Source organism: Demequina capsici (genome assembly GCF_032102965.1).
In the GTDB taxonomy this organism is placed as follows: domain Bacteria; phylum Actinomycetota; class Actinomycetes; order Actinomycetales; family Demequinaceae; genus Demequina; species Demequina capsici.
Map to the genome: position 1 here is coordinate 2,793,003 of NZ_CP134880.1, position 25,244 is coordinate 2,818,246.

A 25,244-nucleotide genomic window follows, 5' to 3' on the forward strand; every position below is an offset into this window, starting at 1 on the left:
ACCACGCTCAATAATGAGGCTACTCCGTTATTGCTCGCCGTCAACCGCACCCATCCCGCTTGGGGAGAACAGCGGCATCGCGCCCGAGTCGCGGTTCCACGCGGCACGCGCCGCGATGCACCGCACCCGTCGGCTCTCCGACCCGCGCGGAGTCACACCGCGGTCGGCTCACCCACGTGCGAACGATGCGCCCCGATGCGCCGCGATCCGCTCCATGCGACCACCGCCACGCCGACGACGATCAACAGATCCCCCACCGAGAACGTGTTCGCGAGCGGAAGCGGCTCGGGCCAGGCGAACACGTCGCCCAGCCACGGGAGCACCGGATCCGCCACGACGCCGGAGTTCACGAACTCCGCGTCGGAATCGATCCCCGCCGCGTGCTGGGCCCACGCGGTCGCAGGCAGCGTCCCGCCGTTCAGCGCGATCGTCACGCCGTTCGACACCGCGCCCGCTGCGACGATCAGCGTGCCCTTCACGGTCCTGTTCACCCAGAGGAACACGACGGCCACCACGTACGTGAGGATGTGCAGCGCCGGACCGATGCGCTCCGCGAAGCCGAACGAGAACAGCCCGATCTGGATCAGCAGCGCCACCCAGATGAGCCACGCCCACCGCCAGCGGTGCAGCACCAGCTCGGCCGGCCATCGCCCTGCGACGAGCGGCGAGGCCACGGCGAGCGCCGCGAATGCGAGGATCAGCATGGTCAGCGGGATCCGAACGAACCGGCCCTGCGGCCCCGCTCCTCCGCGAGCCGCATCTCGATCTGACGCGGCGACGCCGGCAGGCCCAGGTGGTGGCCCTGCCCGATGATGTGACCGATCGCGCCGAGCACGGCGACCGTCTCGGCCTCCTCGATGCCCTCCGCGACCACGCGCACGCCGAGCGCGAGCGCCAGCTCGATCGTCGACTGCACGATGATCAGGTCGTGCCGGTCGAACCCGATGTTGCTCACGAACGAGCGGTCGACCTTGAGCTCGTCGATCTCGAGCCGACGGAGGTAGCTGAGCGACGCGTTGCCCGTGCCATAGTCGTCGATCGCCATCTCGACGCCGATCGCGCGGACCGCACGGATGACGACGTCGGCGCGCACCGCGTCGGACATGATGGCGGTCTCCGTGACCTCGAGCACCAGGCATGACGGCGGCACGCTGTGCTTGTCGAGCGCGTTCGACACCTGTTGCGGGAGCGACAGGTCGGACAGATGCCGGGCCGAGAGGTTCACGGACATGCGCAGGTCGTAGCCGTCGGCGCGCCACCGGGCCAGCTGCGCCAGCGCCGTGTCGAGCACGAACGACGTCACCGGGTAGATGAGCCCGGAGTTCTCCGCGAGCGGGATGAACTCGTCGGGCCCGACCATGCCGCGCAGCGGATGCCGCCACCGGACGAGCGCCTCGACCGCGACGGTGCGACCCGTGGTCAGGTCCACCTGCGGCTGATAGACCACGTGCAGCTGGTCCTCATCGAGCGCCGTGCGGAGGTCGGCGAGCGTCTGCAGCCGCTCCACCGTGTTCACGTCGAAGCGGGCCTGGAAGGTGCTGATCCTGTCGCGCTCCACCTTGGCGTGGTAGAGCGCGATGTCCGCGTTCTTCATCAGGGTCTCGCCGTCGTTGCCGTGCTCCGGCGCGACAGCCACGCCGGCGCTCGCGCGCACCAGCAGCTCGAGGTTCTCCACCTTGACGGGGGCGTCGAGCGAGGCGAGCAGTCCGTTGGCCACTCGCTGCGCCGCGCGCGCTCCACCCTCGACCACCACCGCGTACTCGTCGCCACCCAGGCGGTGCACCGAGCAGTCGGGCGCCGCCGACTCGAGGCGCCGCGCCACCTCGCGCAGGATCGTGTCGCCCACCGGGTGGCCGAGCGTGTCGTTGAAGTCCTTGAAATGGTCCAGATCCAGGAGGACCAGCGCGGGGCCCTGCGACTTCGTCTGCCGTGCCTGCTCAAGCGCGTCCGACAGCCGATGATCCATCTGACTGCGGTTCCCGAGCCCCGTGAGCGAGTCGTGCGCCGCCTCGAAGGCATGGCGCGCAGCCGCGGCCGCGAAGAGATGCGCCGCGACCACGGGGGCGCCGAGCAGCGCGAGCGCGAGCACCCCGTCGTCCGCCACGATCGCGGCGATGGCTCCGATGGACAGAAGCACGAGGTTGGTCGCGAAGGCGCCGCCGAGATCTGAGCGGAGGACCCTCGACAGGGGTTCGCCGACCGCGAGAGACACGACCGTGCCGACAAGCAGCCAGTTCACCGCGACCATCGCGAAGCCCGCGAGGATCAGCGGGATCACCTGGCCGGTGCTGACCGTCATGGGTCCGCCGAAGATCGGCACATCGGCGAGCGTCGCGAACACGATGCGCGCCACGAAGACGCTGATCGAGTACTGCGCGACGTTGAAGAGCGACTTCTTCAGGTCGCGGCGGTTGACGACGTCGTCCGTGAGGCTTGCAGCAACCTGCGCGAGGACCGCGATCCCGCCGCCGATGACGGCGACAAGTGCGAGGACGAACGGCGTCGACATCGAGAGGCTTCGTGTCTCGCCAGAGGACACAGGGGTGTCGATGGGCTTCGCCTCGCCGACGATCGCGGCGACGATGAGCATCAACGTGGGAAGTAGGAAGGCGGTGTCGAACGATGCGGCCCACGCAGTGCGGAACATGACGTAGCCGAAGGTGGAGAGTCCTACAAGCCAGACGACCAGCAGGTACAGATCAAGACGGGAAGGCGACGGCGGCGCTGAGGTGCCGCCGTCGCCTCCCTGACCTGGAGTGGTTAGTTCCACTTGTACCCGGCGCCGACCAGAACGGCGACCGCGATCATGGTGGTCGAGCTCGCTGCCACGCGCACGACCGTCTTGTTCTGGAGGAAGCTCCACTTGCTCATCGGACTCTCCTTGCTTCTGAGTACGACGGCAAAGCCCCTGGCCCCCCTCCGTACGGCTGAGGTGCACGGAGAACCCACGAGCTCCGGAGTTGTGCCATCGTCCCCGGTTGATGCGACCCCCGGTTGAGGGCCGCGCTTCATCCTCCCGCATTCCCGCTGTTGATACCAGACCCAGTTCGCAGAAAATGTCCTGGTCGGACGCGCGGCAGGCGCGAAACGGTCAGCTCACGAGCACGCGCCGACATGGAATCCGTCCGTGCCCACATACGACACCTCGGACAGGTCTCCACCCTCGTAGGTGAGGTCCAGGCACCAGTCCGTGCGCGAGGTTCCCGTGAGCTCGAGCGTGCGGCTGCCACCGAGCAGCGCGTCGACCTGCGTGTCGCCCACCATGTAGGCGCCGTCGACCGCCTGGACGTCGGGCAGCGCGGGATCGGTCTGCATCCCATCGGCAACCGTGTTCGCCACTGCGGTGATGTCCGCCTGCGCCTGGGCGTCGGCGGTCTGACGGCTCACGTCCGGGCCGATCGAGGTGACGTACACGGCGACGGCCGCGACGGTGACGGCGAGGCCCACGTAGCCGAGGATCGTGCCCGCGACCGCTGCGGTGCGCGCGCGCCGTGTGCCCGTCCTGGAGCGCCGCAACCCGAGGTGGCCGAGCACGATCGCGACCGGCGACAGCAGCAGCACGCCCGCGATCACCGCGCCGATGCCGAACGGGTCGGACGACGTGCGGGTGGTGGGCTGCTCGCTCATCGGTCCTCCTCAGCGACGGCTCGTCCCCAGGCTAGTCCAGGACCGTGGGATGACCGCGGCGTCACCGGCGTGTCCCGCGAAGCGTGGGGACCCCCGGGTCCTAGCGTGGTCGCGAGCCGCCCGCAAGGCGGCCACGCATGGCGAAGGCCCCCCGAAATTCCCGTTCGGGGGGCCCTGCCATGGCGTCAAGTTCTCGGTGGTCCGGCGATGCCGTGCCCCGAAGGCCGCGATTGACGATGCGGCTTCACCCCCCTGTCTCGAGGATGACCTCTCGGCCGATGCCAGGGGTCCGCGTCTCCCTGCGCCGTCACCCGCAGTACTCGGCCGACCCGCGCTGCAGCGAGCCGACGTACGAACGGTTCCACGTTGTCCCAAGGCATCCGATCCAAGGTCCACCCTCACGATCCCGCGGGCTGTGCATCCGTCCCGGTCACGCAGCCGCCTCCCGCGACCACGCGACGCCTTAGCGCCCCGCGGACACGGACGACCCGTCCGGAGCGCGCGCTCCGACGCGCCGTCCGCGCGGACGACGCATACCGGGTCTCGGCAGACCCGCCGAAGCGGGCCCCTGGCCGGGAGGAAGCCGGATCGGCACCGGCGCTTGTCCGGCCCCGGCGGCCCCCTCGCCGACCAGATCGATCGGGTGGATCCCCTTCTCGATGGGTCCAGTCGTACTCCCTGAAGAGGGCGGTGGCAAGGCGAATCCGGCACGGATTTCCATCCACCGCCAGCCCACAGGTTTATCCACCGGTGGGCGTCGGAGTTCACCCGCTGTTCACAGCGCTGTGGATGAAATCTGTGGATGACACGCCGCGCTCAGTCGTCGCGATCGGACTCCGCGATGCGGCCCAGCATGGCGTTGTAGCGACGCAGCTCCGCATCGTCGTCGCGCTCCGCCTGACGATCCTGACGGCGGCTCTCGCGGTCGTCGGAACGACGCCACGCCACCGCCACCCCGATCGCGAGCGCCAGCACCGGCAGCTCGCCGATGCCCCACGCGATCTCGCCGCCCCACTGCTGGTCGGTGATCGCGTCGGGACCCCACGGTCTGCCCATGAGCCCGAACCAGTCCGGCACCAGCAGCACCTCGGAGCTGGCCAGCGACACCCCGAAGAACGCGTGGAAGGCCATGGTGGCGAACAACAGCACCAGCCGCATCGGATACCGGGGACGGGTGGGTCCCGGGTCGATGCCGATCAGCGCGTTCGCGAAGAAGTAGCCCGCGAGCGTGAAGTGGAGGACCATCCACAGATGCCCCGCGTGGTTGGCGAGCGCGAAGTGGAAGATCGGCGAGTAGTAGAAGACCACCAGCGAGCCCGCGAAGTTCACGGCGGCCACCACCGGGTTCGCGAAGAAGCGCACCCACCGCGACTCGACCAGGCCGCGGATCCACTCGCGCGGACCGCGCGAGCCGTCCGTGCGCGGCGGCAGGGCACGAAGCGCGAGCGTCACGGGCGCGGCGAAGGTGAGCGGGATCGGTGCCACCATCACCAGCATCATGTGCTGCACCATGTGGCCGGAGAACGTGACCATGCCGTAGATCGCGGGGCCGCCCTGGGTGATCCACAGCATGGTCGCGATGCCCACGAGCCAGGACACGTCGCGATACCAGGGCCATCCGTCGCCGCGGCGCCGCAGCCGCGTGGTCCATCGAAGGTAGAGGAACGCCATCGCGACCAGCACGAACGCGGAGAGGATCTCCAGCCGGTAGTCGAGAAACCATGTCGCGACCGTCGGCGCAGGCGGCAGCTCGTAGCCGGTGAGCAGGAACGCCGGCGACGGGTCGGGGACCGCGGTGTTCGGCACGGGCGGCGCGGAGTTGGAGAGCACGGCCGCCAGACCGGTCACGAAGATGAGGACCGCCGCATCCACCACCATCACCCGCGTGAAGAGGCGCCTGCTGGGCCGCTCCGCGAGCCGGGGCAGGGTGGTGCGCCGATGCCAGACGGCAAGTCCCATGGCCACGCCCATGGCGGCCACCTTGACCAGGAGCACGCGACCGTACGTGGTGGACCACAGGTCCGACGGCCCTGTCATGCGCAGCGCCGCGTTGATCACGCCCGACACGACGACCGCGCTGGCGGCCCAGGCGGCGACGCGGGACATCCGTCGGGCGACCGCCGCGGCGTCGGAGTCCAGCACGGGACCGAGCCATGCGACGGCCACCACCACGCCGAGCCACAGCGACGCGCCCACCATGTGGAGCGCGAGCGCCGACACGGCCAGGTGATGGTCGGCTGCACCAGCGGCGTGCCCCGTCTCCGCCTGCCAGCCGATCGACCAGGCGACGGGGACCATGGCCCATGCGGCTTGCACGGGCGTGCGCACCAGCGCGGACACCATCGAGGCGACGACGGCGGCGATCGCCATCTGCAGGAACGCCTGCCCGATCGCGATCTGCGTGATGAACTGCCCCAAGGTCGCGCCGTACGCTGCGTCGGTGAGCGGCACCAGCGTGATGACGGACGCCTCGACCAGCAGGTAGGCGACCGCGAGCACCGCCCATCCGATGGACGCGTACCGCGCGAGCGCCGCGGCGCGCGTCGACGCCTTCGACCCGGGGACGGTGAGCGTCATCACGGCAACCAAGGAGCCTGCCGTCACCGCCATCGCGATGTCTCGGAGCGCCGCCAGGACGGTCACGACGGACTCAGGAGGCATGGGAGACAGGTTACGCGGCTCTCCCCCGCCTCCCGTGCGCGGATTGGCCATATCCCTACCGATCTAGTAGACACATCCCCATGACGTCCTCACCCACGGCCGACAGCCTCGCGGCGAGCGCCGCGAGCATCGCCCGCCGTGCAGGCCGGGTGCTGCTCGAGGTGCGCGCGCAGGCTGAGCGCGACGGGGTGACGGGACGCGAGCTGAAGGACCTGGGAGATGCGCGTGCCCAGGCCGCCATCGCAGGATGGCTGGCCGTCGAGGCGCCGGGCGATGCGGTGCTCAGCGAGGAGGCGAAGGACTCACCCGAGCGCCTCGCCGCGGACCGGGTGTGGATCATCGACCCTCTCGACGGCACGCGCGAGTACTCCGAGGGCCGCGACGACTGGGCCGTGCACGTGGCGGTCTGGGAGCGAGGCGATCTCGTCGCGGGTGCGGTGGCGATCCCGGGCGAGGACCTGGTGCTCGACTCCGCGACCGTCGTCGGCGCGTCCGGCGCGATCGCCGATCCCCCGCGCATGGCCGTCAGCCGCTCGCGTCCGCCTGCGCTCGTGGAGCATCTGCGCGCGACGCTCGGGCTCGAGGTGGCCCCCATGGGGTCCGCAGGGGTGAAGATCGCCGCCGTGGTGCGCGGGCAGGTCGACGCCTATGTCCACGCAGGCGGCCAGTACGAGTGGGACTCGGCCGCCCCTGTCGCCGTCGCGCGCGCCGCCGGGCTGCACACCAGCCGCATCGACGGCACCCCGCTCACGTACAATCGTCCAGACCCGTACCTGCCCGACCTCGTGGTGTGCCGGCCGGAGCTGGCCGCGCAGATCCTCGCCGCGATCGCCGAGGCGCCGTCGTTCGGAGACAACTCTTGAGCAATCCCAGCTATCACCTCAGCGAGCTCGACGCCCTGGAGGCGGAGGCGATCCACATCATCCGCGAGGTCGTCGCGCAGATGGAGCGGCCCGCCCTGCTGTTCTCCGGCGGCAAGGACTCGATCGTCATGCTGCACGTCGCCATCCGCGCGTTCGCACCGGCGCCCGTTCCCTTCCCTGTGGTGCACATCGACACGGGGCACAACTTCCCCGAGGTCATCGAGTTCCGCGACCGGATGGTCGCCGAGCACGGCTTGCAGCTCGTGGTGGGGTCCGTGCAGGACGCGATCGATGCGGGCACGGTCCGCGAGGAGCCCAACGGGTCACGCAACCGCATCCAGACGCCGGTGCTGCTCGACACGATCGAGAAGAACCGTTTCGACGCCTGCATGGGCGGCGCCAGGCGCGACGAGGAGAAGGCGCGCGCCAAGGAGCGCGTGTTCTCCTTCCGCGACGAGTTCGGCCAGTGGGACCCGCGCAACCAGCGCCCCGAGCTGTGGTCGCTGTACAACGGCAAGGTCCACCCGGGCGAGTCGATCCGCGTCTTCCCGCTGTCCAACTGGACCGAGCTCGACATCTGGAACTACATCGCCACCCGCGAGGTCGCGGTGCCGTCGATCTACTTCGCCCACGAGCGCGACGTGTTCGACCGGAACGGCATGTGGATGGCAGCCAACGAGTTCGCGGTGCCTCGCGAGGGCGACGAGGTCGTCACCAAGAAGGTGCGCTACCGCACCGTCGGAGACGCGACCCTGACCGCCGCGGTCGAGTCCGACGCGGACACCGTCGAGGCGATCGTCGCGGAGATCGCGGCCACCAGGCTCACCGAGCGGGGCGCGACGCGTGGCGACGACCGCGTGTCCGAGGCCGCCATGGAAGACCGCAAGAAGGAAGGCTACTTCTGATGGACATGCTCCGCTTCGCCACCGCCGGCTCCGTCGACGACGGCAAGTCCACCCTGATCGGCCGCCTCCTGTTCGACTCGAAGTCGATCTTCGAGGACCAGCTCGACGCCGTCGAGTCCGCGTCCAAGGCCCGCGGCAACGAGTACACCGACCTGGCGCTCCTGACGGACGGACTGCGCGCCGAGCGCGAGCAGGGCATCACGATCGACGTCGCGTACCGCTACTTCGCGACGCCCAAGCGCAAGTTCATCATCGCGGACACCCCTGGCCACGCCCAGTACACCCGCAACATGGTCACCGGTGCGTCCACCGCGGACCTGGCGATCATCCTCGTCGATGCGCGCAAGGGCCTCACCGAGCAGTCGCGCCGTCACGCCACGATCGCCACGCTGCTGCGCGTGCCGCACCTGGTGCTCGCCGTGAACAAGATGGACCTCGTGGACTACTCGGAGGGCGTCTTCGAGGCGATCTACAAGGAGTTCTCCGACTTCGCGGCCAAGCTCGACGTGAACGACCTCACCGCGATCCCCATCTCCGCCCTCGAGGGTGACAACGTCGTGGAGCGCTCCGCGCGCATGCCCTGGTACCAGGGCACGTCGCTGCTGCACCACCTGGAGCACGTGCACATCGCGTCGGACCGCAACCTGCAGGATGTGCGCTTCCCCGTCCAGTACGTGATCCGCCCGCAGCACTCCGCTGCCCGCGACTACCGCGGCTTCGCGGGCACCGTCGCCTCCGGCGTGATGAAGGTGGGCGACGAGGTGCTCGCGCTCCCGTCCGGCCTCACCTCCCGCATCAAGGCGATCGACGGGCCCGAGGGCTCCCTCACCGAGGCGTACCCCCCGATGGCGGTCACGATCCGACTCGAGGACGAGCTCGACATCTCGCGCGGAGACGTGCTGTGCCGGCCCGCGAACCACCCGCAGCCCACCCAGGACCTGGACCTCACCGTCTGCTGGATGGACGACCGCCCGCTGACGATCGGCCAGAAGATCGGCGTGCTGCACACCACGCGCTCGGCCCGCGCCATCGTCAAGGACATCGCCTACGAGCTCGACGTCAACACGCTGCACCGTGAGCAGGGCATCCGCCAGCTCGGCCTCAACAGCATCGGCCGAGTCAAGCTCCGCGTGACCACGCCGCTCATGGTCGACGACTACGACGACAACCGCACCACCGGCGCCATGATCCTCATCGACGAGGCCACCAACGGCACCGTCGGCGCTGGCGTCGTGCGGGCGATCTGACCGTGCGCGCCGCGTCGGCGCCTCCTCGCGGTCGCGGCGAGGACCGACGTTGACCGGCCTGTTCGTCGCGGCGCTCGTCGTGGGCGTCGTCGTGGGCCTCACGGGCATGGGCGGCGGGGCGCTGATGACGCCGATGCTCGTGCTGGGCTTCGGCGTCCCGCCGCTCACCGCCGTGAGCTCGGACATCATCGCCAGCACCTTCATGAAGCCGGTGGGCTCATGGGTCCACATCCGCCGCGGCACCGTGAACTGGAAGCTGGTCAAGCTGCTGGTGCTCGGTTCCGTGCCGTCGGCGTTCTTCGGCGTGCTCCTGGTCCAGCTCTTCGGCTCGGACGCCTCGATCCAGGCGTTCGTGAAGAAGGCGCTCGGCGTCGCCCTGCTGCTCGCGGCCGCAGGCCTGGGCGCTCGCGCGTACATGCGGCTCCGGGAGCGGGCCCAGGCCCGTGACGCCTCAGCCGATCCGCTGCCGACCGAACGTCCCGACCCCGAGCCCCGCGTGCTTCCCACGATCCTCGTCGGCATCGTCGGAGGCCTCATGGTCGGGCTGACGTCCGTCGGCTCCGGCTCGCTGATCATCATCGCTCTCATGGCGCTGTACCCGACCCTGCGCGCGTCCCAGCTGGTGGGCACCGACCTGGTCCAGGCGGTGCCGCTGGTGCTCGCGGCCGCAGCCGGACATCTCCTGTTCGGCGACGTCGACTGGTCCGTCGCGATCCCCGTGATCCTGGGATCGGTGCCGGGGGCGTTCATCGGCGCGCAGATCTCGTCCCGCGTCGGCGGAGCGCCCGTGCGCCGCGCCCTCGCCTTCGTCCTGCTGTTCTCCGGCTTGGCGATGCTCGGCGTGCCTGCGCTCGCCGCCGTGTGCGTGGTGCTGACGGCCGCAGCGCTGACCCCCGTCGTCTGGATCGTGCTGCGCCACCAGCAGGGCTTCACCCCGTTCTGGTGGCAGGAGCGGCGCGCCGAACGGGAGAGGATCGTGGGCATGGATGCGCAGGCAGAGCCTGATCGGAGGGACCCGTGACCGACCACCGTCTGACGGCGCTGCAGCTTCATGACCTGGAGCTGATGGTCGCCGGGTCGCTGGAGCCCGTGGCGACGCTTCCGAGCGAGCCCGGAGGCATGGCCCTGCAGGTGCCTTCTGCGGACGGCCCCGTGATGCTGCTCGACCGTGAGTCGACCCCGGTCGCGCGGGTCGACGTGGTCGCGACGCAGGCCGACGACGACGCCTGGTGGGTCGCCGGCCCTGTGACGCTGCTGCGACCGCTGGCCGCGTTCGACTTCGCGCGGCTGCGTCCAGGCGCGTCGCAGCCCCTCAGCGAGCCGGCGACGATGCTGATCGGCGACACCGCACCCCTGCCGCGGGGGGATGCGCCGCTGATCGTCGTGGACACCGGGGATGCGCGCGCCCTCGCGCGCGCCGTGACCCGAGCCGAACGTGCGGGGCACCCGGTCAGGGTGATGCCGGAGCCGTCGGCCGCCGCCCGCGCCGGCGACGAGCGCGCCGACGTGCTCGCCCGCCTCGCCTCGCTCGCCTTCGGAGTGAGCGTCGAGCTGAGCGTGTCCGACCAGTCGGTCGGCGACGGGATCGTGGTGCTGCTCACCGGCCTGTCAGGCTCCGGCAAGTCCACGATCGCCAAGGAGCTCGCACAGCGTCTTCGCGTCGAGTCGGACCAGCACGTCACCCTGCTCGACGGTGACGAGGTGCGCGCGGTGCTGTCCACCGGGCTGGGGTTCTCCCACGACGATCGCATGATGAACGTGCGACGCATCGGCTGGGTCGCCGCGCTGGTGGCCGAGCATGGGGGCATCGCGATCTCCGCCCCGATCGCGCCCTATGAGGCGATGCGAGCCGAGATGCGGGAACGCGTCGCGAAGGTCGGGCGCTTCGTCCTGGTCCACGTCTCCACGCCCCTGGAGGTGTGCGAGGCGCGCGACCGCAAGGGGCTGTACGCCAAGGCGCGGGCCGGGCTCATCAAGGAGTTCACCGGCATCTCGGACCCCTACGAGCAGCCGACGGACGCCGACGTCGTCATCACCGAGGACCTCTCCCCGGCCCAGGCTGCGGACCGCATCATCCGCGCCATGGCGCCCCGCCACGACCTGGAGTACCAGATCTAGCGGTCGATCCACCTGCCGTGCGAATGCGCGGTCGCGCGGTTGGTCGCGGTGGTGCGGGTCAGGCCGGTGCGGATCGCGGTGTGCGTGGGCGCATGCGCGGGCTCCATGGAGACCCTGGCCACCTGCCGCGTGCGCGACAGTGCCAGGCACGCGGCGTCGAGAGCCACCTGCTGCTCTGGTGCCAGCTGGTAGGCCATCACGGTGTGCATGAGGACGATCGGCCCCGGCGGCAGCAACCGGTCCAGCTGGGGGACGAGCGCGACGGCGTCCCCCTTGACCAGGTTGACCGCGGTCTCGGCACGGATCGCGAGCGCCTGTCGCAACCGGTGCAGGCGGTCCACGTGCTCGGGCCAGACGAGCGCCTCGAGCCAGGCCGCCTGGTCGGCGTCCGTCGCGTCGACGGGGTCGAGGTCGAGTCCGGTGCGGGTGGCGATCCGGGGCGTGCCGGCCGGGGTCGTGAAGCCGCCGCGGTTCTCGCAGCGGAGCGTCAGCCTGGTCGACGCGGGGTTGCCGGCGGGCACGTAGCCGTCGCCGTAGTCGTGGTCGTAGCGGTCCATGCACAGGTTCAGCCCGGCGGAGGTTCCCAGGTCCACCAGATGCAGCGGCTCCTGCCAGCGTCGTCCCGCCTCCACGATCCACGGCAGCACGGCGGCGCTGCGGCCCGCCTCGTTGGTCTGGGTACGACGCGTGCAGCCGATCTCCACGAGCTCCTGCTCGTGCTCCAGCACGTAGGCGCGGAACACGTCCCACAGCTCGTCGTCGGGCTCGCGGGCGGCGTCGCCGACCAGCACGGGGTACCAGGCGGCGAGCGGGTGCTCCGGGGTGAGCGCCATGCGGACGCCGCCGAAGAGCAGGTTGAGAGGCGGGACGCGGTCGATCTGCGCCACCACCGCCCGCATGCGCGGATCCTCGGCGATCCTCCGTGCCAGGTGCTCGTACAGCGGCGAGTCGACCGCGGAGTCCGCCCATCGGTGGAGGGCGGCGGCGAACGCCTCGGGATCGTCGCGCTGCTCCGCGGTCCAGGGTCTGTGACGCATGCGGGCAATTTACCATTCCTTGACCAAGACGGTGGGGTGGGACGGGGCACCCGGCCGATGGTCCTCGCGTCGTCCGCCCGGAGTCTCTAGGCTCGTGCCCATGAGCGATGCAGCAGGCCTCACCTCGGCCCAGGAGAAGATGAAGGCGGAGGGCGTGAGCCAGGCCGCCATCGACGTGTTCACGTACTACTACGGGGAGCTGGAGGCAGGTGCGACCGGCCTGATCCTCGAGGACACCATCGAGCCGCTGCTCGACCCGGCCAGGCTCGACGACGTCCAGGTGTCCGATGAGGACGCCCGCGCGGCGCTGGCGAAGACCGCCATCATCAAGCTCAACGGGGGGCTCGGCACCTCCATGGGCATGGACCGTGCCAAGTCGCTGCTGCCCGTCCGCGACGGCAAGAGCTTCCTGGACCTCATCGTCGGCCAGGTGCAGAAGGCCCGCGAGGCGACCGGTGCCGACCTGCCGCTGGTGCTCATGAACAGCTTCCGCACCAGCGAGGACTCCCTTGCGGAGCTCGCCAGGCACCCCGGCCTCGAGGTCGACGGCCTGCCCCTCGAGTTCCTGCAGAACAAGGAGCCCAAGCTGCTGGTGGACGGCCTCACGCCCGCCGAGTGGCCGCAGGACCCCGAGCTCGAGTGGTGCCCCCCGGGCCACGGCGACATCTACACCGCGATCCTCGCGTCGGGGACGCTCGACGCGCTGCTCGATGCGGGCTTCCGCTACGCGTGCGTGTCCAACTCGGACAACCTGGGTGCGGTGCCGAGCGCACGGATCGCCGGCTGGTTCGCCGCGTCGGGCGCCCCGTACGCCGCGGAGCTGTGCCCCCGCACCGCCATGGACCGCAAGGGTGGACATCTGGCCATCCGCAAGGCCGACGGCCAGCTGATCCTGCGCGACACCGCGCAGACGGCCGAGGACGAGATGCACTTCTTCACCGACGAGTTCCACCACCCGTTCTTCCACACCAACAACCTGTGGTGGGACCTCGAGAAGCTCAAGGCCGCCCTGACCGAGCGCGGCGCCGTGCTGGGCCTGCCGCTGATCCGCAACAAGAAGAACGTGGATCCCACCGACAAGCAGTCGCCCGAGGTCTTCCAGATCGAGACCGCCATGGGCGCCGCGATCGAGGTCTTCGAGGGCGCGACGGCCATCGTCGTGGGCCGCGACCGCTTCCTGCCGGTGAAGACCACGAACGAGCTGATGCTGCTGCGCTCGGACGCCTACGAGCTCGCCACCGACGGCGCCCTGCGCCTCGCCGTCAAGAAGGCGCCGACGATCGACCTGGACAGCGACCACTACAAGACGGTCCAGGACTTCGACCGTCACTTCCCGTACGGAGTGCCGTCGCTCAAGGAGGCGTCGTCGCTCACCATCTACGGCGACTGGACGTTCGGCAAGAACGTCACAGTGGTGGGCACCGTCGTGCTCGAGGACGACAACGGCGAGCCGAACCACGTGCTCGACGGGACCATCCTCGAGGGCGGCATCACCGAGGGCTGAGGCACAGGTGACGTCCCCGGTCACCGCGCCCTTCCGCGTCGACAGGCGACGCGTCGCCACGCTCGCGGGTACCCAGCTGGTCGCCGGCGTCGGCGTCTCCGGTGGCATCGGCGTGGGCGCGCTGCTCGCGGAGGAGATCTCCAGCGAGCGCTGGAGCGGGTTGCCGCAGACCATGATCGTGCTCGGCTCAGCGATCGCCGCGGTGCCCCTGGCGCGCTTCGCCGGCACCCACGGCAGGCGCGCGTCGCTCACGCTCGGCTACGGCATCGCCGCGCTCGGTGCGCTCGTGGCCTTCACCGGCGGCGCCCTGCGATCGCTCCCCGTGCTGCTCGCAGGGGCGGCGCTCACCGGCGGTGGCATGGCCGCAGGTCTCCAGGCGCGCTTCGCCGCGACGGACGGCGTGCCCGACTCCCGCCGCGGCCGCGTGCTCAGCCTGGTCGTCTGGGCCTCGGCCGCCGGTGCCGTGCTGGGGCCCAACCTCATCGGCCCTGGCACGAGGCTCGGCGCCGCGCTCGGCGTCACGTCGCTCGCGGGACCCTGGCTGTTCGCGGTGACGACCCTCACGATCGGTGCGGCATCTATCGCGCTCCTGCTGCGGGACGGGCGCCCCGCGAGCGCGCCCCCGCGCCGGCACATCCGCACCACCCTCACCGCCATGCTTCACCACGCCGACGGGCGCCTGGGGCTCATCGCGATGGCCACCGGCCATGCCGTCATGGTGGGCATCATGGCGATGTCCTCGGTCCACCTGCATGGCCACGGCTCCACCCTGCGGTTCGTGGGGATCGTCGTCAGCGCCCATGTGGCGGGGATGTACGCGCTGGCGCCCGTCTTCGGTTGGCTCGCGGACCGGCTGGGGGCGCGCGCCGTGGTCGGTCTGGGAGGCGCGCTGCTCCTCGCCGGTACGGCCTGCACCTGGTCCTCCGGACGCGCGGACACGGGTAGCGGCTCGCACGCCGCCGCGGAAGCATGGGCGACGGTGGGCCTCGTGCTGATCGGGCTCGGCTGGTCCGCGGCGACGATCGCCGCCGCCACGCTCGTCGCGGTCCTGTCGCACCACGGGGGCGCGACGCCTACGGACGTCCAGGGCGTCGCCGACCTCACCATGGGCCTCGCGGGAGCCACGGCCGGGGCGCTTTCCGGCGTGGCGATGGCCGCGTGGGGCTACCAGGGGCTGTCGATCGCGGGCGCGGTGCTGCTGGCGCCGCTCCTGGTGGCGCTGATGGGCCACATCCGCACCGGTGCCCTGCCACGGGACGGGTCCGCAACGGCGTAGCCCTGCGGTGAGCTGACGCCGGTGGTCTGCTCCCGCCTATGCCCAGACGAGCCCCTGACCCGGGTCGTTCATCACGCGGCCCACGTCCGCGAGCACGCGCGCGCCGAGCTCGCCGTCCACCAGGCGGTGGTCGACGCTGAGCGCGAGCTGGGTCACCCAGCGGATCTTGATCTCGCCGTCATGCACCCACGGCTGCTCGCGGATCGCGCCGAAAGCGAGGATCGCGGCCTCGCCGGGGTTGAGGATCGGTGTGCCGGTGTCGATGCCCAGCGGGCCGACGTTGGTGATGGTGATGGTGCCGTCACGGAGCGCGCTCGGCGGCGTCCTGGACTCGCGCGCCAGACCGGTGAGCTCCTGGATCTCCTGCGCGAGCGCGTGGAGCGGCAGCCGGTGCGCGTCCTTGATGTTCGGAACGAGCAGGCCGCGCGGGGTCGATGCGGCGATGCCGAGGTTCACGTAGTGCTTGTAGACGATCTCCTGGGCGTCCGCGTCCCACGAGGCGTTGATCTCGGGGTGACGGCGTACCGCCAGGAGGAACGCCTTCGCGACGATCAGCAGCGGCGTGACGCGCACGTCCGCGAACTCTCGGTCGGTCTTGAGGCGCGCGACCAGATTCATCGTCTCCGTGACATCGACGGTGAGGAACACGGTGACATGCGGAGCGGTGAACGCGGACGACACCATCGCCTCGGCGGTGCGCTTGCGGACCGAGCGGACGGGCACGCGGGTGGCGCGGCCGTCCTTCGTCATGGTGCCGGACGCGAGCCACGGCTGGTCGTCGCCCGGGTAGGTGGCGAGCACCTGGGGGCTGAACGACTTCGCCGCGGACTCCACGTCCTCACGGGTCACGAGCCCACCCGGACCGGACGGCGTCACGGTCGTGAGGTCGATGCCGAGCTCCTTCGCGAGCTTGCGCACGGGCGGCTTGGCGAGGACCGGGTACTCCGTGTCGCTCGCACCGCCGATCGGCTCGAGTGCGTCGGCGCGGCGGGGACGACGCTGAGCGGAACCGGCACGGACGCCGTAGCCCACGAGCACGGCTCCCGACGGCTCGTCCTCGGGCGCCGTCGTCGGCTCGTCCCCAGCGTGGACGGCAGGCGCGGGGGCCGCGTGGACGGCAGGCGCGGGGGTCGCGTGGACGGCAGGCGCGGGGGTCGCGGTCCCGGAGGATGCCGCGCCGACGGTCTGCACCGATCCGGTCTGCGGCACGCCGGCGTCTCCCGTCCCATGCGGCGTATCGACCGGCGTGTCCGCCCGAGATTGGTTCGCACTGTCGGCGGCCGACGCGGTGCCAGCATGGGCAGGTGCCGACGCCGCAGCCTGGGGCGCGGGAGCGGCGGGCGCGGACTCACCGCCGGGGTCCACGTCGAAGACGGCGATCACGGTGCCGACCTCGACGGTGTCGCCGATCTCGGCGCGCAGCTCGGTGACCACGCCGTCGACCGGGCACGGCAGCTCGACCAGGGACTTCGCGGTCTCGACCTCCAGCAGCGGCTGGTTGACCTCGACGGTGTCGCCTGGCTTGACGTGCCAGGTGACGACGTCGGCCTCGGTGAGGCCCTCGCCCGCGTCGGGCATACGGAACGACTCGAAGGTAGGCATCGTGCGTCTCCTAGTGGGCCATCACACGGTCGACGGCGTCGAGGACGCGGTCGAGGTTGGGCAGGTACTCGTGCTCGAACTTGGACGGCGGGTACGGCATGTGGAAGCCGCCCACCCGCATCACGGGCGCCTTGAGGTGGAAGAACGCCTCCTCGCCGATGCGGGCGGCGAGCTCCGCGCCCACGCCGTGGGCCGTCGGCGCCTCATGGACGACGATCACACGGCCGGTGCGCTTCGCGGAGCGGATGACGGTGGCGGCGTCCAGCGGGGAGATGGACCGCAGGTCGACCACCTCGACGCTCGTCCCCTCCCCTGCGGCCACGTCGGCCACCTGCAGCGCGGTCCTGACGGTAGGCCCGTACGCGACCACGGTGACGTCGGTGCCGGGGCGGGCCACGCGAGCACGACCGATGTCCGCGGTGGCCGCGGCGGCGTCCAGGCGGGTGCGCACGGCGTCGGTGTCCACGTCGCCCTTGTCCCAGTAGCGCGCCTTCGGCTCCAGGAAGATCACCGGGTCCGGCGCGAAGATCGACTGCTGGATCATGTCGAACGCATCCTGCGGCGTGGCGGGCGAGCAGATGCGCAGACCGGCCGTGTGCGCGAACAGCGCCTCGATGCTCTCGCTATGGTGCTCGATCGCACCGATGTTGCCCGCGAACGGCACGCGGATCACGACGGGGAGCTGGATGCTGCCGTGCGAGCGGTAGTGCATCTTGGCCAGCTGTGTGGTGATCTGGTTGAACGCAGGGAAGATGAAGCCGTCGAACTGGATCTCGACCACCGGACGGTAGCCGCGCATGGCCATCCCGATGGACGTGCCGACGATGCCCGACTCGGCGAGCGGGGTGTCGATCACGCGGTCTCCGCCGAAGTCCTTGTGAAGGCCGTCGGTGACACGGAACACGCCGCCGAGCTGGCCGACGTCCTCGCCCATCAGCAGCACCTTGGGGTCGCGCTCCATCGCGGCGCGCAGGCCCGCGTTGATCGCGCCGGCCATCGTCATGGTGCGGACGGCGGACTCCTGCTCCGTGGCCGCGGGGACGCGGTGGTGGGTGTCGGTCATGCGTGGCTCCCCTCGTCGATGAAGGACTGCTGGTAACGGTCGAACCATGCGCGCTCCGCCTCCACCTGGGCGTGCGGCTCGGCGTAGACGTGGTCGAACATGCTGAGCAGCGGCGGCCGCTCCCACGCCTTCACGGTCTCACGGGTGCGCTTTCCGAGCGCCTTGGCCTCCGCCTCGACGGCGGTGCGGAACTCGTCGGGCAGCTGGCCCAGCTGCTGGAGGTGCTTCTCGAGCCGGTCGATCGGGTCCCGCTGGCGCCACTTCTCCTCCTCGGCGCGCGTGCGGTAGCGCGTCGCGTCGTCGGAGGTGGTGTGCGCGGCCATGCGGTACGTGAACGCCTCGATGAGCACGGGGCCCTGGCCGGAGCGGGCGTGACGCAGGGCCCACTGGGTCACCGCGTGGACCGCGATCACGTCGTTGCCGTCGACGCGCACCCGCGGGATGCCGAAGCCATCGGCGCGCTGGGCGAGCGTCACGCGCGACTGACGTGTGGTGGGCTCGGAGATCGCGAACTGGTTGTTCTGGACGAAGAAGACGAGGGGTGCGTTGTTGACGGCGGCGAACACGAACGACTCGTTGACGTCGCCCTGGCTGGTGGCGCCGTCGCCGAAGTAGCAGATGACGGCGCCGTCGTTCTCCGGGCTGCCGCTCCCGACGAGGCCGTCCTTGTCCATGGCGATCGCATAGCCCGTCGCATGCAGCGTGTGCGCGCCGATGACCAGCGTGTAGAGGTGGAACGAGTGCTTCGCCGGGTCCCAGGAGCCGTGCTCGAGGCCGCGGAAGAGCGTGAGCATCTGGGGAAGGTCGACGTTGCGCGTGAGGGCCACGCCGTGCTCGCGATAGCTGGGGAACACGTAGTCGGGCTCGCGGATGGCCGTGCCGGAGCCGATCTGCGCACCCTCCTGCCCGAGGCACGACACCCACAGGCCGAGCTCGCCCTGGCGCTGGAGGCTGGTGGCCTCGGCGTCGAACGTGCGGGTGAGGGTCATGAGCCGCCAGAAGACACGCAGCGCCTCGGGCGTGAGGTGGGAGGCGTAGGGCTCCCAGTCGGGGTCGGCCACGCGCGTGCCGTCCACGTCGAGCAGCTGGACCAGCCCATCGTCGCTCAGAGGTCCCATAGCTTCCACAGTCAACTCCCTGCAGATCGAACTCGCACGGGGTGCCGCGCGCTAACTTACGCAAGCGTAGGCTACGGTTCCGTAGGTTGCAACATCGCCACGCCAGGCACACGGCACCGACCGCCACGCCAGGCGTGGGTGACTCACCTCTCAGAATATGGAATGCTTGCCAAGCACAACGACGTGCACGACTGCTGAGGGAATGACGATCGATGACCGACTCCGAGCTGATCTACCTGGTATCCAGCGCGGGTCACCCCAACTACGGTGACGAGCTCATCGCCGCCTCGTGGCTCCGATACCTGGCCGACGCTCGGCCCGACGCCCGCGTCTGGCTGGACTGCAACAATCCTGGCCGTGCCGCGGTGATGCTCGCGGGCATCCACCCGCACCTGCACGTCACCGACACCTTCTGGCGCGTCGCGGGCCAGGTGCACGGCGACGACCACGAGAAGGCGCACGCACGCGCACGCGCCCTCACGAGCAGGCTCGGCACGCCCCGCGAGGACCTCGGGCTGATGCTCGCCGGCACCGCGAGCAGCATCCACCTCCTGGGCGGCGGCTACCTCACCACCCGATGGCCCATGAACCTGCTGCTGCTCACCATCGCCTCGCAGCTGCATCGAGATCACCGCGTCCCCGTGCACATGACAGGCGCCGGCCTGCTCCCCATGGACGCCGCGGACCGACGCATCGTCTCCGAGGCGCTCGGCGACCTCTCGCATGGCGATGTGCGCGACGCCGAGTCGGCGGCGGCCTTCGGCCTGCCGCTGGGCGCGGACGATGCCCTGCTCGGACTCGCGAACGGCGCGCTCAGGGTCGACCCCCGACCATCTCCGGACGCGATGGTCCTCCTCCAGGGAGACGTCCATGACGCCGCCCTGATGGCCGACGCGGTCGACCTGTCGGTCCAGGCGCTCCGAGAGGCGGGCCTGGGAGGGACGACTCTCGGCATCATCGAGTCCGTGCCGCCGGACGACACGCGTCACCTCGACCGGATACGGGAGGCGTGGGGTGCGGCGACCCGCCTCTACTCCTTCAGCGAGATCTGGACGCATGGCCTCCCCGTGCGAGCCGGCCAGACGTGGATCACGTCACGCTTCCATCACCATCTGCTTGCGGCGGCGCATGGCGCCCGCGGCATCGCGGTGAACACGGGCCTCGGCTACTACCGGGTCAAGCATGCGTCAATATCCCGGCTGGGCTCGGGGTGGGGCCTCGCACAGGTCGGCGAGCCGTGGCCCGCGCCCTCCGCATCGGCCGACTTCCCCGCGCGCGCCCGCAAGGCGGCCGCAGACCGCGTCGCGCTGGCGGAGAGGATCTATCCCCCGCAGGCGCGGGCCCGTCGCCGCTTCGGCCGCTGACGGCCTTCAGTCCTCGCCGCGCATCCTCCGGACGACGGCATGCGGCTCGCCGTCCATGACGACCTTGCCGTGCTCGAGCAGGATGCCGCGGTCGCAGAGGTCCGCGACCATGTTCAGGTCGTGGCTCACGATCACCAGGGTGCGCCCTTCGGCCCTCAGCTCACGGATCCGGGCGATGCACTTGCGCTGGAACGGCTCGTCACCCACCGCGAGGATCTCGTCCACGAGGAAGAGGTCGGGGTCCGTATGGACCGCCACCGCGAAGGCGAGGCGGAGGAACATGCCTGACGAGTAGAACTTCACCTCGGTGTCGATGAAGTCCTCGATCTCGGAGAACGCGACGATGTCATCGAAACGCTCCGCGATCTGTTCCTCCGTCATCCCGAGGATCGCACCGTTGAGGTACACGTTCTCGCGGCCCGTGAGGTCCGGATGGAAGCCCGCGCCCACCTCGATCAGACCCGCGACCTTGCCGCGGACCCCGATCCGACCGTCGTCGGGGGTCAGCACACCTGAGATGCACTTGAGAAGCGTCGACTTTCCGGAGCCGTTGAAGCCCAGCAGCGCGACGGTCTCGCCCTCGTTGATGGTGAGGTTCACGTCGGTCAGGGCGACGAACTCATCGACCTGGTCAGGGCGACCGCGCATCGCGCGTGCGGCGATCTCCTTGAGCGATCTCACGTGCTTGATGCGAAACCTCTTCGTGACCCCCTGGATCACCACGCTCTCGGCCACGTCAGAGCTCCTGCGCGAAGGTACGGGACATGCGTGTGAACACACGGTCGCCGATGAAGACGAGCGCGAGGGCGATGACCAGCGCGATCATCCCCCGCAGCGCGAGCGCGTTCACGAGCTCGGCGTCGCGCATGGCAGGGTCGGCCGCTCCCCACCAGAACGCACGATGGAACAGCTCGACCGCGACCGTCAACGGATTCGCGAAGTAGACCTGCTCGAGCCAGCTCCACCCGCCGAACGAGCCAGTCACCCTCGACGTGGGGTACAGCACCGGCGAGAACCAGACCGCGACCATGAGGATGAGATCCACGATGTTCTCGATGTCGCGGTACGCCACGTTGATCGCGCCGAAGAGGAGGCCCAGGCCAAGCGCGAGCGCGATCACGATGACGGTGCCGGCCACGGCAGCGGCAACGCCGACCACGTCCGGCCGCCAGCCTGACGCGACCGCGCCGATGACGAGGATCACCAGCTGAGGTGCGAAGTGCACGAGCGCCACCAGCACCGACGACACGGGGAAGAGCTGCCGCGGCATGTAGATCTTCTTCACGAGCGGGGCGTTCTGCACGACCGCCCGCGTCGTGTTGCCGAGGATCTCGGAGAACAGGTTCACCACGACGATGCCGGAGAAGAGGAACACCGCGAACGGCGGGAGCGACCGCGCCTGCCCCAGGAACGTCCCCATGACGAAGTAGAAGACGGCGAACTGCACACCCGGCTTGACGTAGCTCCACGCGAGCCCCAGGAAGGAGGCCTGATACCTGACTCGGAGCTCCTTGCGGACGAGCAGCGTCAGCAGGTAGCGATGCGGAAGGATCGAGGCGAGGCCCCGGGCCTGCCCCGGACGGGTCATGCCAGCCGGTAGGGCTGGCATCGACTCAGCTGTCATCATCCACGACGCCGTTGGCCGCGAAGGTGTCCTCCCACGTGGACTGAGCAGTGAACTGCGGCAGCGCGTCACGGTACTGGGCCTGAAGCTTCTTCCACTGGCGGCTCGCGCGCCGATGGAGCCTGATCGACCGGGTGAGGTAGCTGCGGAACAGCTCGGGGTCCCTGATGTACATCGAGGCTCCGGTGCCGTCAGCGGACGTGACCACGGCGGAATCGAGGTGCGAGAGCCTCCACCATCGTGCGGCTACCGCGGCCACGCGCTCCTCGGGGATCTCGAGGGCAGCAGGGCGCACCGGACGCAGCTGCCTGAGCGCTCCGGTCGCGGCGGACACGCCGAATCCGACGATGTTCGAGGGGGCCTTCGGATCGCGACCACGCGACGGCGGTCGGTGCCGACGGGTCTCCGGATACGCCGCGGGGTCCTTCGAGATCACGGCGTCAGGATGCTGCGAGCGCGTGACACGGACCTCGGCGAGCATGGTGCCGAGCGTCCGATGCAGGTGCTCGGGTCCTTCGAGCAGGTCCTCGAGCGCCTTGAGCCGAAGCTCGACGGCCGAGTACTGCAGGGAGAGCAGGTGCTTGACGTCGACCGCGAAGCTCTCGCGCGGCAACGAGCCGCCACCCCGATAGGGCGAGTACAGCAGCGAGACCAGCCAGCGGTTGCGCTGGTGGTAGTAGGCCTGCCAGTCGATCGTGTCGTCCTTGTCGGTCCACGGCACGTGCCATACGGCCGCTCCCGGCAGCGACACTGTCGGGAACCCTGCCGCCTGGGCGCGAAGCCCGAACTCCGAGTCGTCCCACTTGATGAACACCGGGAGCGACAGCCCGATCTGACGCACCGTCTCCACAGGGATCAGGCACATCCACCAGCCGTTGAAGTCGACGTCGACGCGACGGTGCATCCACCGCGTGGCGCTGAGGTTGGAGACACCGAAGTCATGGGCCTCCTCGGTGCCCGGCACCGGCCCCCAGAAGAAGCGGTAGCGGTTGACCCGCTCGCCGTACGTGTGCAGCTGCGACTTCAGGAACATGGAGAACATGTGGCCGCCCACGAGGGTCGGGGTGCGGCAGAAGTCGGCGAATGCCACGGCGCGGAGGATTCCCTCGGGCTCGGAGGTGACATCGTCGTCCAGCAGGAGGACATAGTCGGAGTCACCCTTCGACGCGACCTCTCGCATCCCGCGGGCGAACCCACCGGAACCGCCGAGGTTGCCCTGGCGCACCAGCTGCAGGCGATCGCCGAGCTCGGCGGCGATCTCGTCGTAACCGTCCTCGTCCTGCACGCGCTGCGTGCCCTGGTCGACGACGTAGATGCGGTCGAGCACGTCCTTGAGGCCCTCGTCGCGGCCGAGCGTGCGCATCTGCGCCACGCAGTAGTCGGGACGGTTGAACGTGGTGATCGCCGCCGACACGGTGCCCTGCTGGCGTGCGTACGAGGAGTCGACCGACCACTCCGCACGCTCGAGCGTCACGCCACCGTCGGTCGCGTAGAGATCGAACCAGTACCATCCGCCGTCGCCGAACGGCGCGAGCGGCAGGTCGAAGCTCTCGATCCCGCCGGCCGCGGCGCGCAGCGCGGTGCGCTGAGACTCGCCGCGTGCGTTGGACTTGTAGACGACGATCGTCGCGGGGCCGGAGACCTCGACGTCCAGCCGCACGGACGTGAGATCCGTCCAGCGTCGCCAATAGGAGGCGGGGAAGGCGTTGAAGTAGCTCGCGAACGACAACCGCGCGCCCTTGTCCATGGTGAGGGTGCGGCGACCCGTGACCTCGACACCGGTGTCCTGGATCGCCGTCACCTTCTTCGCGACAGGTGCGGCAGGCCCCTCCTTGGAGTCGTCCTCGCGTCCGGGCCGCGCCATCTCGAAGTCGATGTAGAGCGGCAGCGTGTCCGGGTCCGAGTCGGTCGGCAGCACGATGCGGTGGACGACGCGACGCGTGGCGACCGCCTCCTCGGTGGTCGTAGCGGTGACGGGCGCGGTCATCGGGGCTCCTCCGCCGCGCCGCCGAACAGCGGCGCCAGCTTGTTGTCCACCATCGACAGGGCGGATCCGATCGCCATGTGCATGTCGAGGTACTGGTAGGTGCCGAGGCGGCCGCCGAAGAAGACGTCCTTCTCACCGGACATGAGCTCGCGGTACGCCGTGAGCTTCTCGCGGTCCTCGGGGGTGTTGACGGGGTAGTAGGGCTCGTCGCCCTCCTCGGCGAAGCGCGAGTACTCCTTCACCACCACGGTCTTGTCGGTCGGGTAGTCCCGCTCGGGGTGCAGGTGACGGAACTCGAGGATGCGCGTGTACGGGGCGTCCTCGTCGGCGTAGTTCATCACTCCGGTGCCCTGGAAGTCCCCGATGGGCAGGACCTCCTGCTCGAAGTCGATGGTGCGCCACGAGAGCGCGCCCTGGGAGTAGTCGAAGTAGCGGTCCACCGGGCCGGTGTAGACGACCGGGATCTTGCCGACGATCGCGTCCTTGTTGATGGGTTGCGTCGTGTCGAAGAAGTCGGTGCTGAGGCGCACCTCGATGTTCGGGTGGTCGGCCATGCGCTCGAGCCACGCGGCGTAGCCGTCGACGGGCAGTCCCTCGTACGTGTCGTTGAAGTAGCGGTTGTCGTACGTGTAGCGCACCGGCAGGCGCGAGATGATCGACGCGGGCAGGTCCTTGGGGTCCGTCTGCCACTGCTTGGCGGTGTAGCCCTTGATGAACGCCTCGTAGAGCGGACGGCCGATCAGGTTCACACCCTGCTCGTCGAGGTTCTCCGGCTCCTTCCCGCCGAGCTCGGCCGCCTGCTCGCGGATCAGAGCCTTCGCCTGCTCGGGGCCGTAGGCGCTACGGAAGAACTGGTTGATGGTGCCCAGGTTGATGGGCATCGGGAAGACCTCGCCCTTGTGCGTCGTGTAGACCCGGTGCACGTAGGGCGTGAAGTCCGTGAAGCGGTTCACGTACTCCCACACCCGCTCGTTGGAGGTATGGAAGAGGTGCGTGCCGTACGTGTGCACCTCGATGCCGGTCTCCGGCTCGGGCTCGCTGTACGCGTTGCCGCCGAGATGCGGCCGACGGTCGATGATCATCACCTTGGCCCCGTACTGCTCGGCGAGACGCTCGGCGACGGTGAGCCCGAAGAACCCGGAACCCACTACGACGATGTCGGTCATTCAACGCTCCTGACAAGATCGACTGCTGCTGACAACGGCGCGACACACCCATCCTCCGGGCGTTCAAGCCACGGATCCGGGA

At 69.9% G+C, this 25,244-nt stretch carries 20 protein-coding genes; 8 read left to right on the forward strand and 12 right to left on the reverse strand.

What is annotated here, in order from left to right:
- Positions 1-152: 152 nt before the first annotated feature.
- The 4 genes from RN607_RS13310 to RN607_RS13325 form a co-directional block, all read right to left on the reverse strand.
- Positions 153-704 carry a DUF5317 domain-containing protein gene (locus RN607_RS13310; protein ID WP_313497960.1) on the reverse strand — a complete coding sequence of 184 codons (552 nt, stop codon included), beginning with the start codon at positions 702-704 and terminating at the stop codon, positions 153-155.
- 2 nt (positions 705-706) lie between these two features.
- Complete coding sequence (locus RN607_RS13315) at positions 707-2,647, reverse strand: putative bifunctional diguanylate cyclase/phosphodiesterase (protein ID WP_313543109.1); 1,941 nt, start codon at positions 2,645-2,647, stop codon at positions 707-709.
- A gap of 449 nt (positions 2,648-3,096) precedes the next feature.
- Positions 3,097-3,627 carry a DUF4190 domain-containing protein gene (locus tag RN607_RS13320; protein WP_313543111.1) on the reverse strand — a complete coding sequence of 177 codons (531 nt, stop codon included), beginning with the start codon at positions 3,625-3,627 and terminating at the stop codon, positions 3,097-3,099.
- 816 nt (positions 3,628-4,443) lie between these two features.
- Positions 4,444-6,288, reverse strand: coding sequence for a bifunctional copper resistance protein CopD/cytochrome c oxidase assembly protein (locus RN607_RS13325; protein WP_313543114.1), 1,845 nt, complete (start codon positions 6,286-6,288; stop codon positions 4,444-4,446).
- A gap of 80 nt (positions 6,289-6,368) precedes the next feature.
- Here RN607_RS13325 and RN607_RS13330 point away from each other — a divergent pair, with 80 nt between their 5' ends.
- The 5 genes from RN607_RS13330 to cysC are packed head-to-tail and all read left to right on the forward strand — an operon-like array spanning position 6,369 to position 11,421.
- On the forward strand, positions 6,369-7,151 hold the full coding sequence (locus RN607_RS13330; protein ID WP_313543116.1) for a 3'(2'),5'-bisphosphate nucleotidase CysQ: 783 nt from the start codon (positions 6,369-6,371) through the stop codon (positions 7,149-7,151).
- Positions 7,148-8,056, forward strand: coding sequence for a sulfate adenylyltransferase subunit CysD (gene cysD, locus RN607_RS13335; protein ID WP_313497970.1), 909 nt, complete (start codon positions 7,148-7,150; stop codon positions 8,054-8,056). The genes RN607_RS13330 and cysD overlap by 4 nt, the downstream gene beginning before the upstream one ends.
- Positions 8,056-9,303: a sulfate adenylyltransferase subunit CysN gene (gene cysN, locus RN607_RS13340; protein ID WP_313543118.1), complete on the forward strand. Its 1,248-nt coding sequence runs from the start codon at positions 8,056-8,058 to the stop codon at positions 9,301-9,303. Before cysD ends, cysN begins: the two co-directional genes overlap by 1 nt.
- Positions 9,304-9,352: 49 nt before the next feature.
- Positions 9,353-10,324: a sulfite exporter TauE/SafE family protein gene (locus RN607_RS13345; RefSeq protein WP_313497974.1), complete on the forward strand. Its 972-nt coding sequence runs from the start codon at positions 9,353-9,355 to the stop codon at positions 10,322-10,324.
- Positions 10,321-11,421 (forward strand): adenylyl-sulfate kinase, encoded by a 1,101-nt coding sequence (gene cysC / locus RN607_RS13350; RefSeq protein WP_313543120.1) that lies wholly within the window; start codon positions 10,321-10,323, stop codon positions 11,419-11,421. Before RN607_RS13345 ends, cysC begins: the two co-directional genes overlap by 4 nt.
- Here cysC and RN607_RS13355 read toward each other — a convergent pair.
- Complete coding sequence (locus RN607_RS13355; protein ID WP_313497978.1) at positions 11,418-12,458, reverse strand: DUF2332 domain-containing protein; 1,041 nt, start codon at positions 12,456-12,458, stop codon at positions 11,418-11,420. The genes cysC and RN607_RS13355 overlap by 4 nt on opposite strands.
- A gap of 100 nt (positions 12,459-12,558) precedes the next feature.
- On the opposite strand from RN607_RS13355, the gene RN607_RS13360 reads away from it, so the two are divergent.
- The gene (locus tag RN607_RS13360; protein ID WP_313543122.1) at positions 12,559-13,962 is read left to right on the forward strand and encodes a UTP--glucose-1-phosphate uridylyltransferase; all 1,404 of its coding nucleotides are present in this window, start codon (positions 12,559-12,561) and stop codon (positions 13,960-13,962) included.
- A gap of 7 nt (positions 13,963-13,969) precedes the next feature.
- The gene (locus RN607_RS13365; RefSeq protein WP_313543124.1) at positions 13,970-15,238 is read left to right on the forward strand and encodes an MFS transporter; all 1,269 of its coding nucleotides are present in this window, start codon (positions 13,970-13,972) and stop codon (positions 15,236-15,238) included.
- A 36-nt stretch (positions 15,239-15,274) separates the two neighbouring features.
- Here the strand turns inward: RN607_RS13365 and RN607_RS13370 are convergent, their stop codons facing one another.
- The 3 genes from RN607_RS13370 to pdhA are packed head-to-tail and all read right to left on the reverse strand — an operon-like array spanning position 15,275 to position 19,021.
- Entirely contained in the window at positions 15,275-16,840 is a 1,566-nt protein-coding gene (locus RN607_RS13370; RefSeq protein ID WP_313543125.1) for a dihydrolipoamide acetyltransferase family protein, read from the reverse strand.
- 10 nt (positions 16,841-16,850) lie between these two features.
- The gene (locus tag RN607_RS13375; RefSeq protein WP_313497984.1) at positions 16,851-17,903 is read right to left on the reverse strand and encodes an alpha-ketoacid dehydrogenase subunit beta; all 1,053 of its coding nucleotides are present in this window, start codon (positions 17,901-17,903) and stop codon (positions 16,851-16,853) included.
- The gene (gene pdhA, locus RN607_RS13380) at positions 17,900-19,021 is read right to left on the reverse strand and encodes a pyruvate dehydrogenase (acetyl-transferring) E1 component subunit alpha (protein WP_313497986.1); all 1,122 of its coding nucleotides are present in this window, start codon (positions 19,019-19,021) and stop codon (positions 17,900-17,902) included. Before pdhA ends, RN607_RS13375 begins: the two co-directional genes overlap by 4 nt.
- A 212-nt stretch (positions 19,022-19,233) precedes the next feature.
- On the opposite strand from pdhA, the gene RN607_RS13385 reads away from it, so the two are divergent.
- Entirely contained in the window at positions 19,234-20,385 is a 1,152-nt protein-coding gene (locus tag RN607_RS13385) for a polysaccharide pyruvyl transferase family protein (RefSeq protein WP_313497988.1), read from the forward strand.
- A gap of 6 nt (positions 20,386-20,391) precedes the next feature.
- Here the strand turns inward: RN607_RS13385 and RN607_RS13390 are convergent, their stop codons facing one another.
- Genes RN607_RS13390 through glf form a run of 4 tightly spaced genes read right to left on the reverse strand, consistent with a single transcriptional unit; the run spans position 20,392 to position 25,162 of the window.
- Positions 20,392-21,120 (reverse strand): ABC transporter ATP-binding protein, encoded by a 729-nt coding sequence (locus tag RN607_RS13390; RefSeq protein ID WP_313497990.1) that lies wholly within the window; start codon positions 21,118-21,120, stop codon positions 20,392-20,394.
- A 1-nt stretch (position 21,121) separates the two neighbouring features.
- A complete protein-coding gene (locus tag RN607_RS13395) occupies positions 21,122-21,973 on the reverse strand; it encodes an ABC transporter permease (protein WP_313497992.1) in 852 nt (283 codons plus the stop codon).
- Between the two features lie 25 nt (positions 21,974-21,998).
- On the reverse strand, positions 21,999-23,996 hold the full coding sequence (locus RN607_RS13400) for a glycosyltransferase (protein WP_313497994.1): 1,998 nt from the start codon (positions 23,994-23,996) through the stop codon (positions 21,999-22,001).
- Positions 23,993-25,162, reverse strand: a complete 1,170-nt coding sequence (glf, locus tag RN607_RS13405; protein WP_313497996.1) for a UDP-galactopyranose mutase — start codon at positions 25,160-25,162, stop codon at positions 23,993-23,995. Before glf ends, RN607_RS13400 begins: the two co-directional genes overlap by 4 nt.
- Positions 25,163-25,244 lie beyond the last annotated feature (82 nt).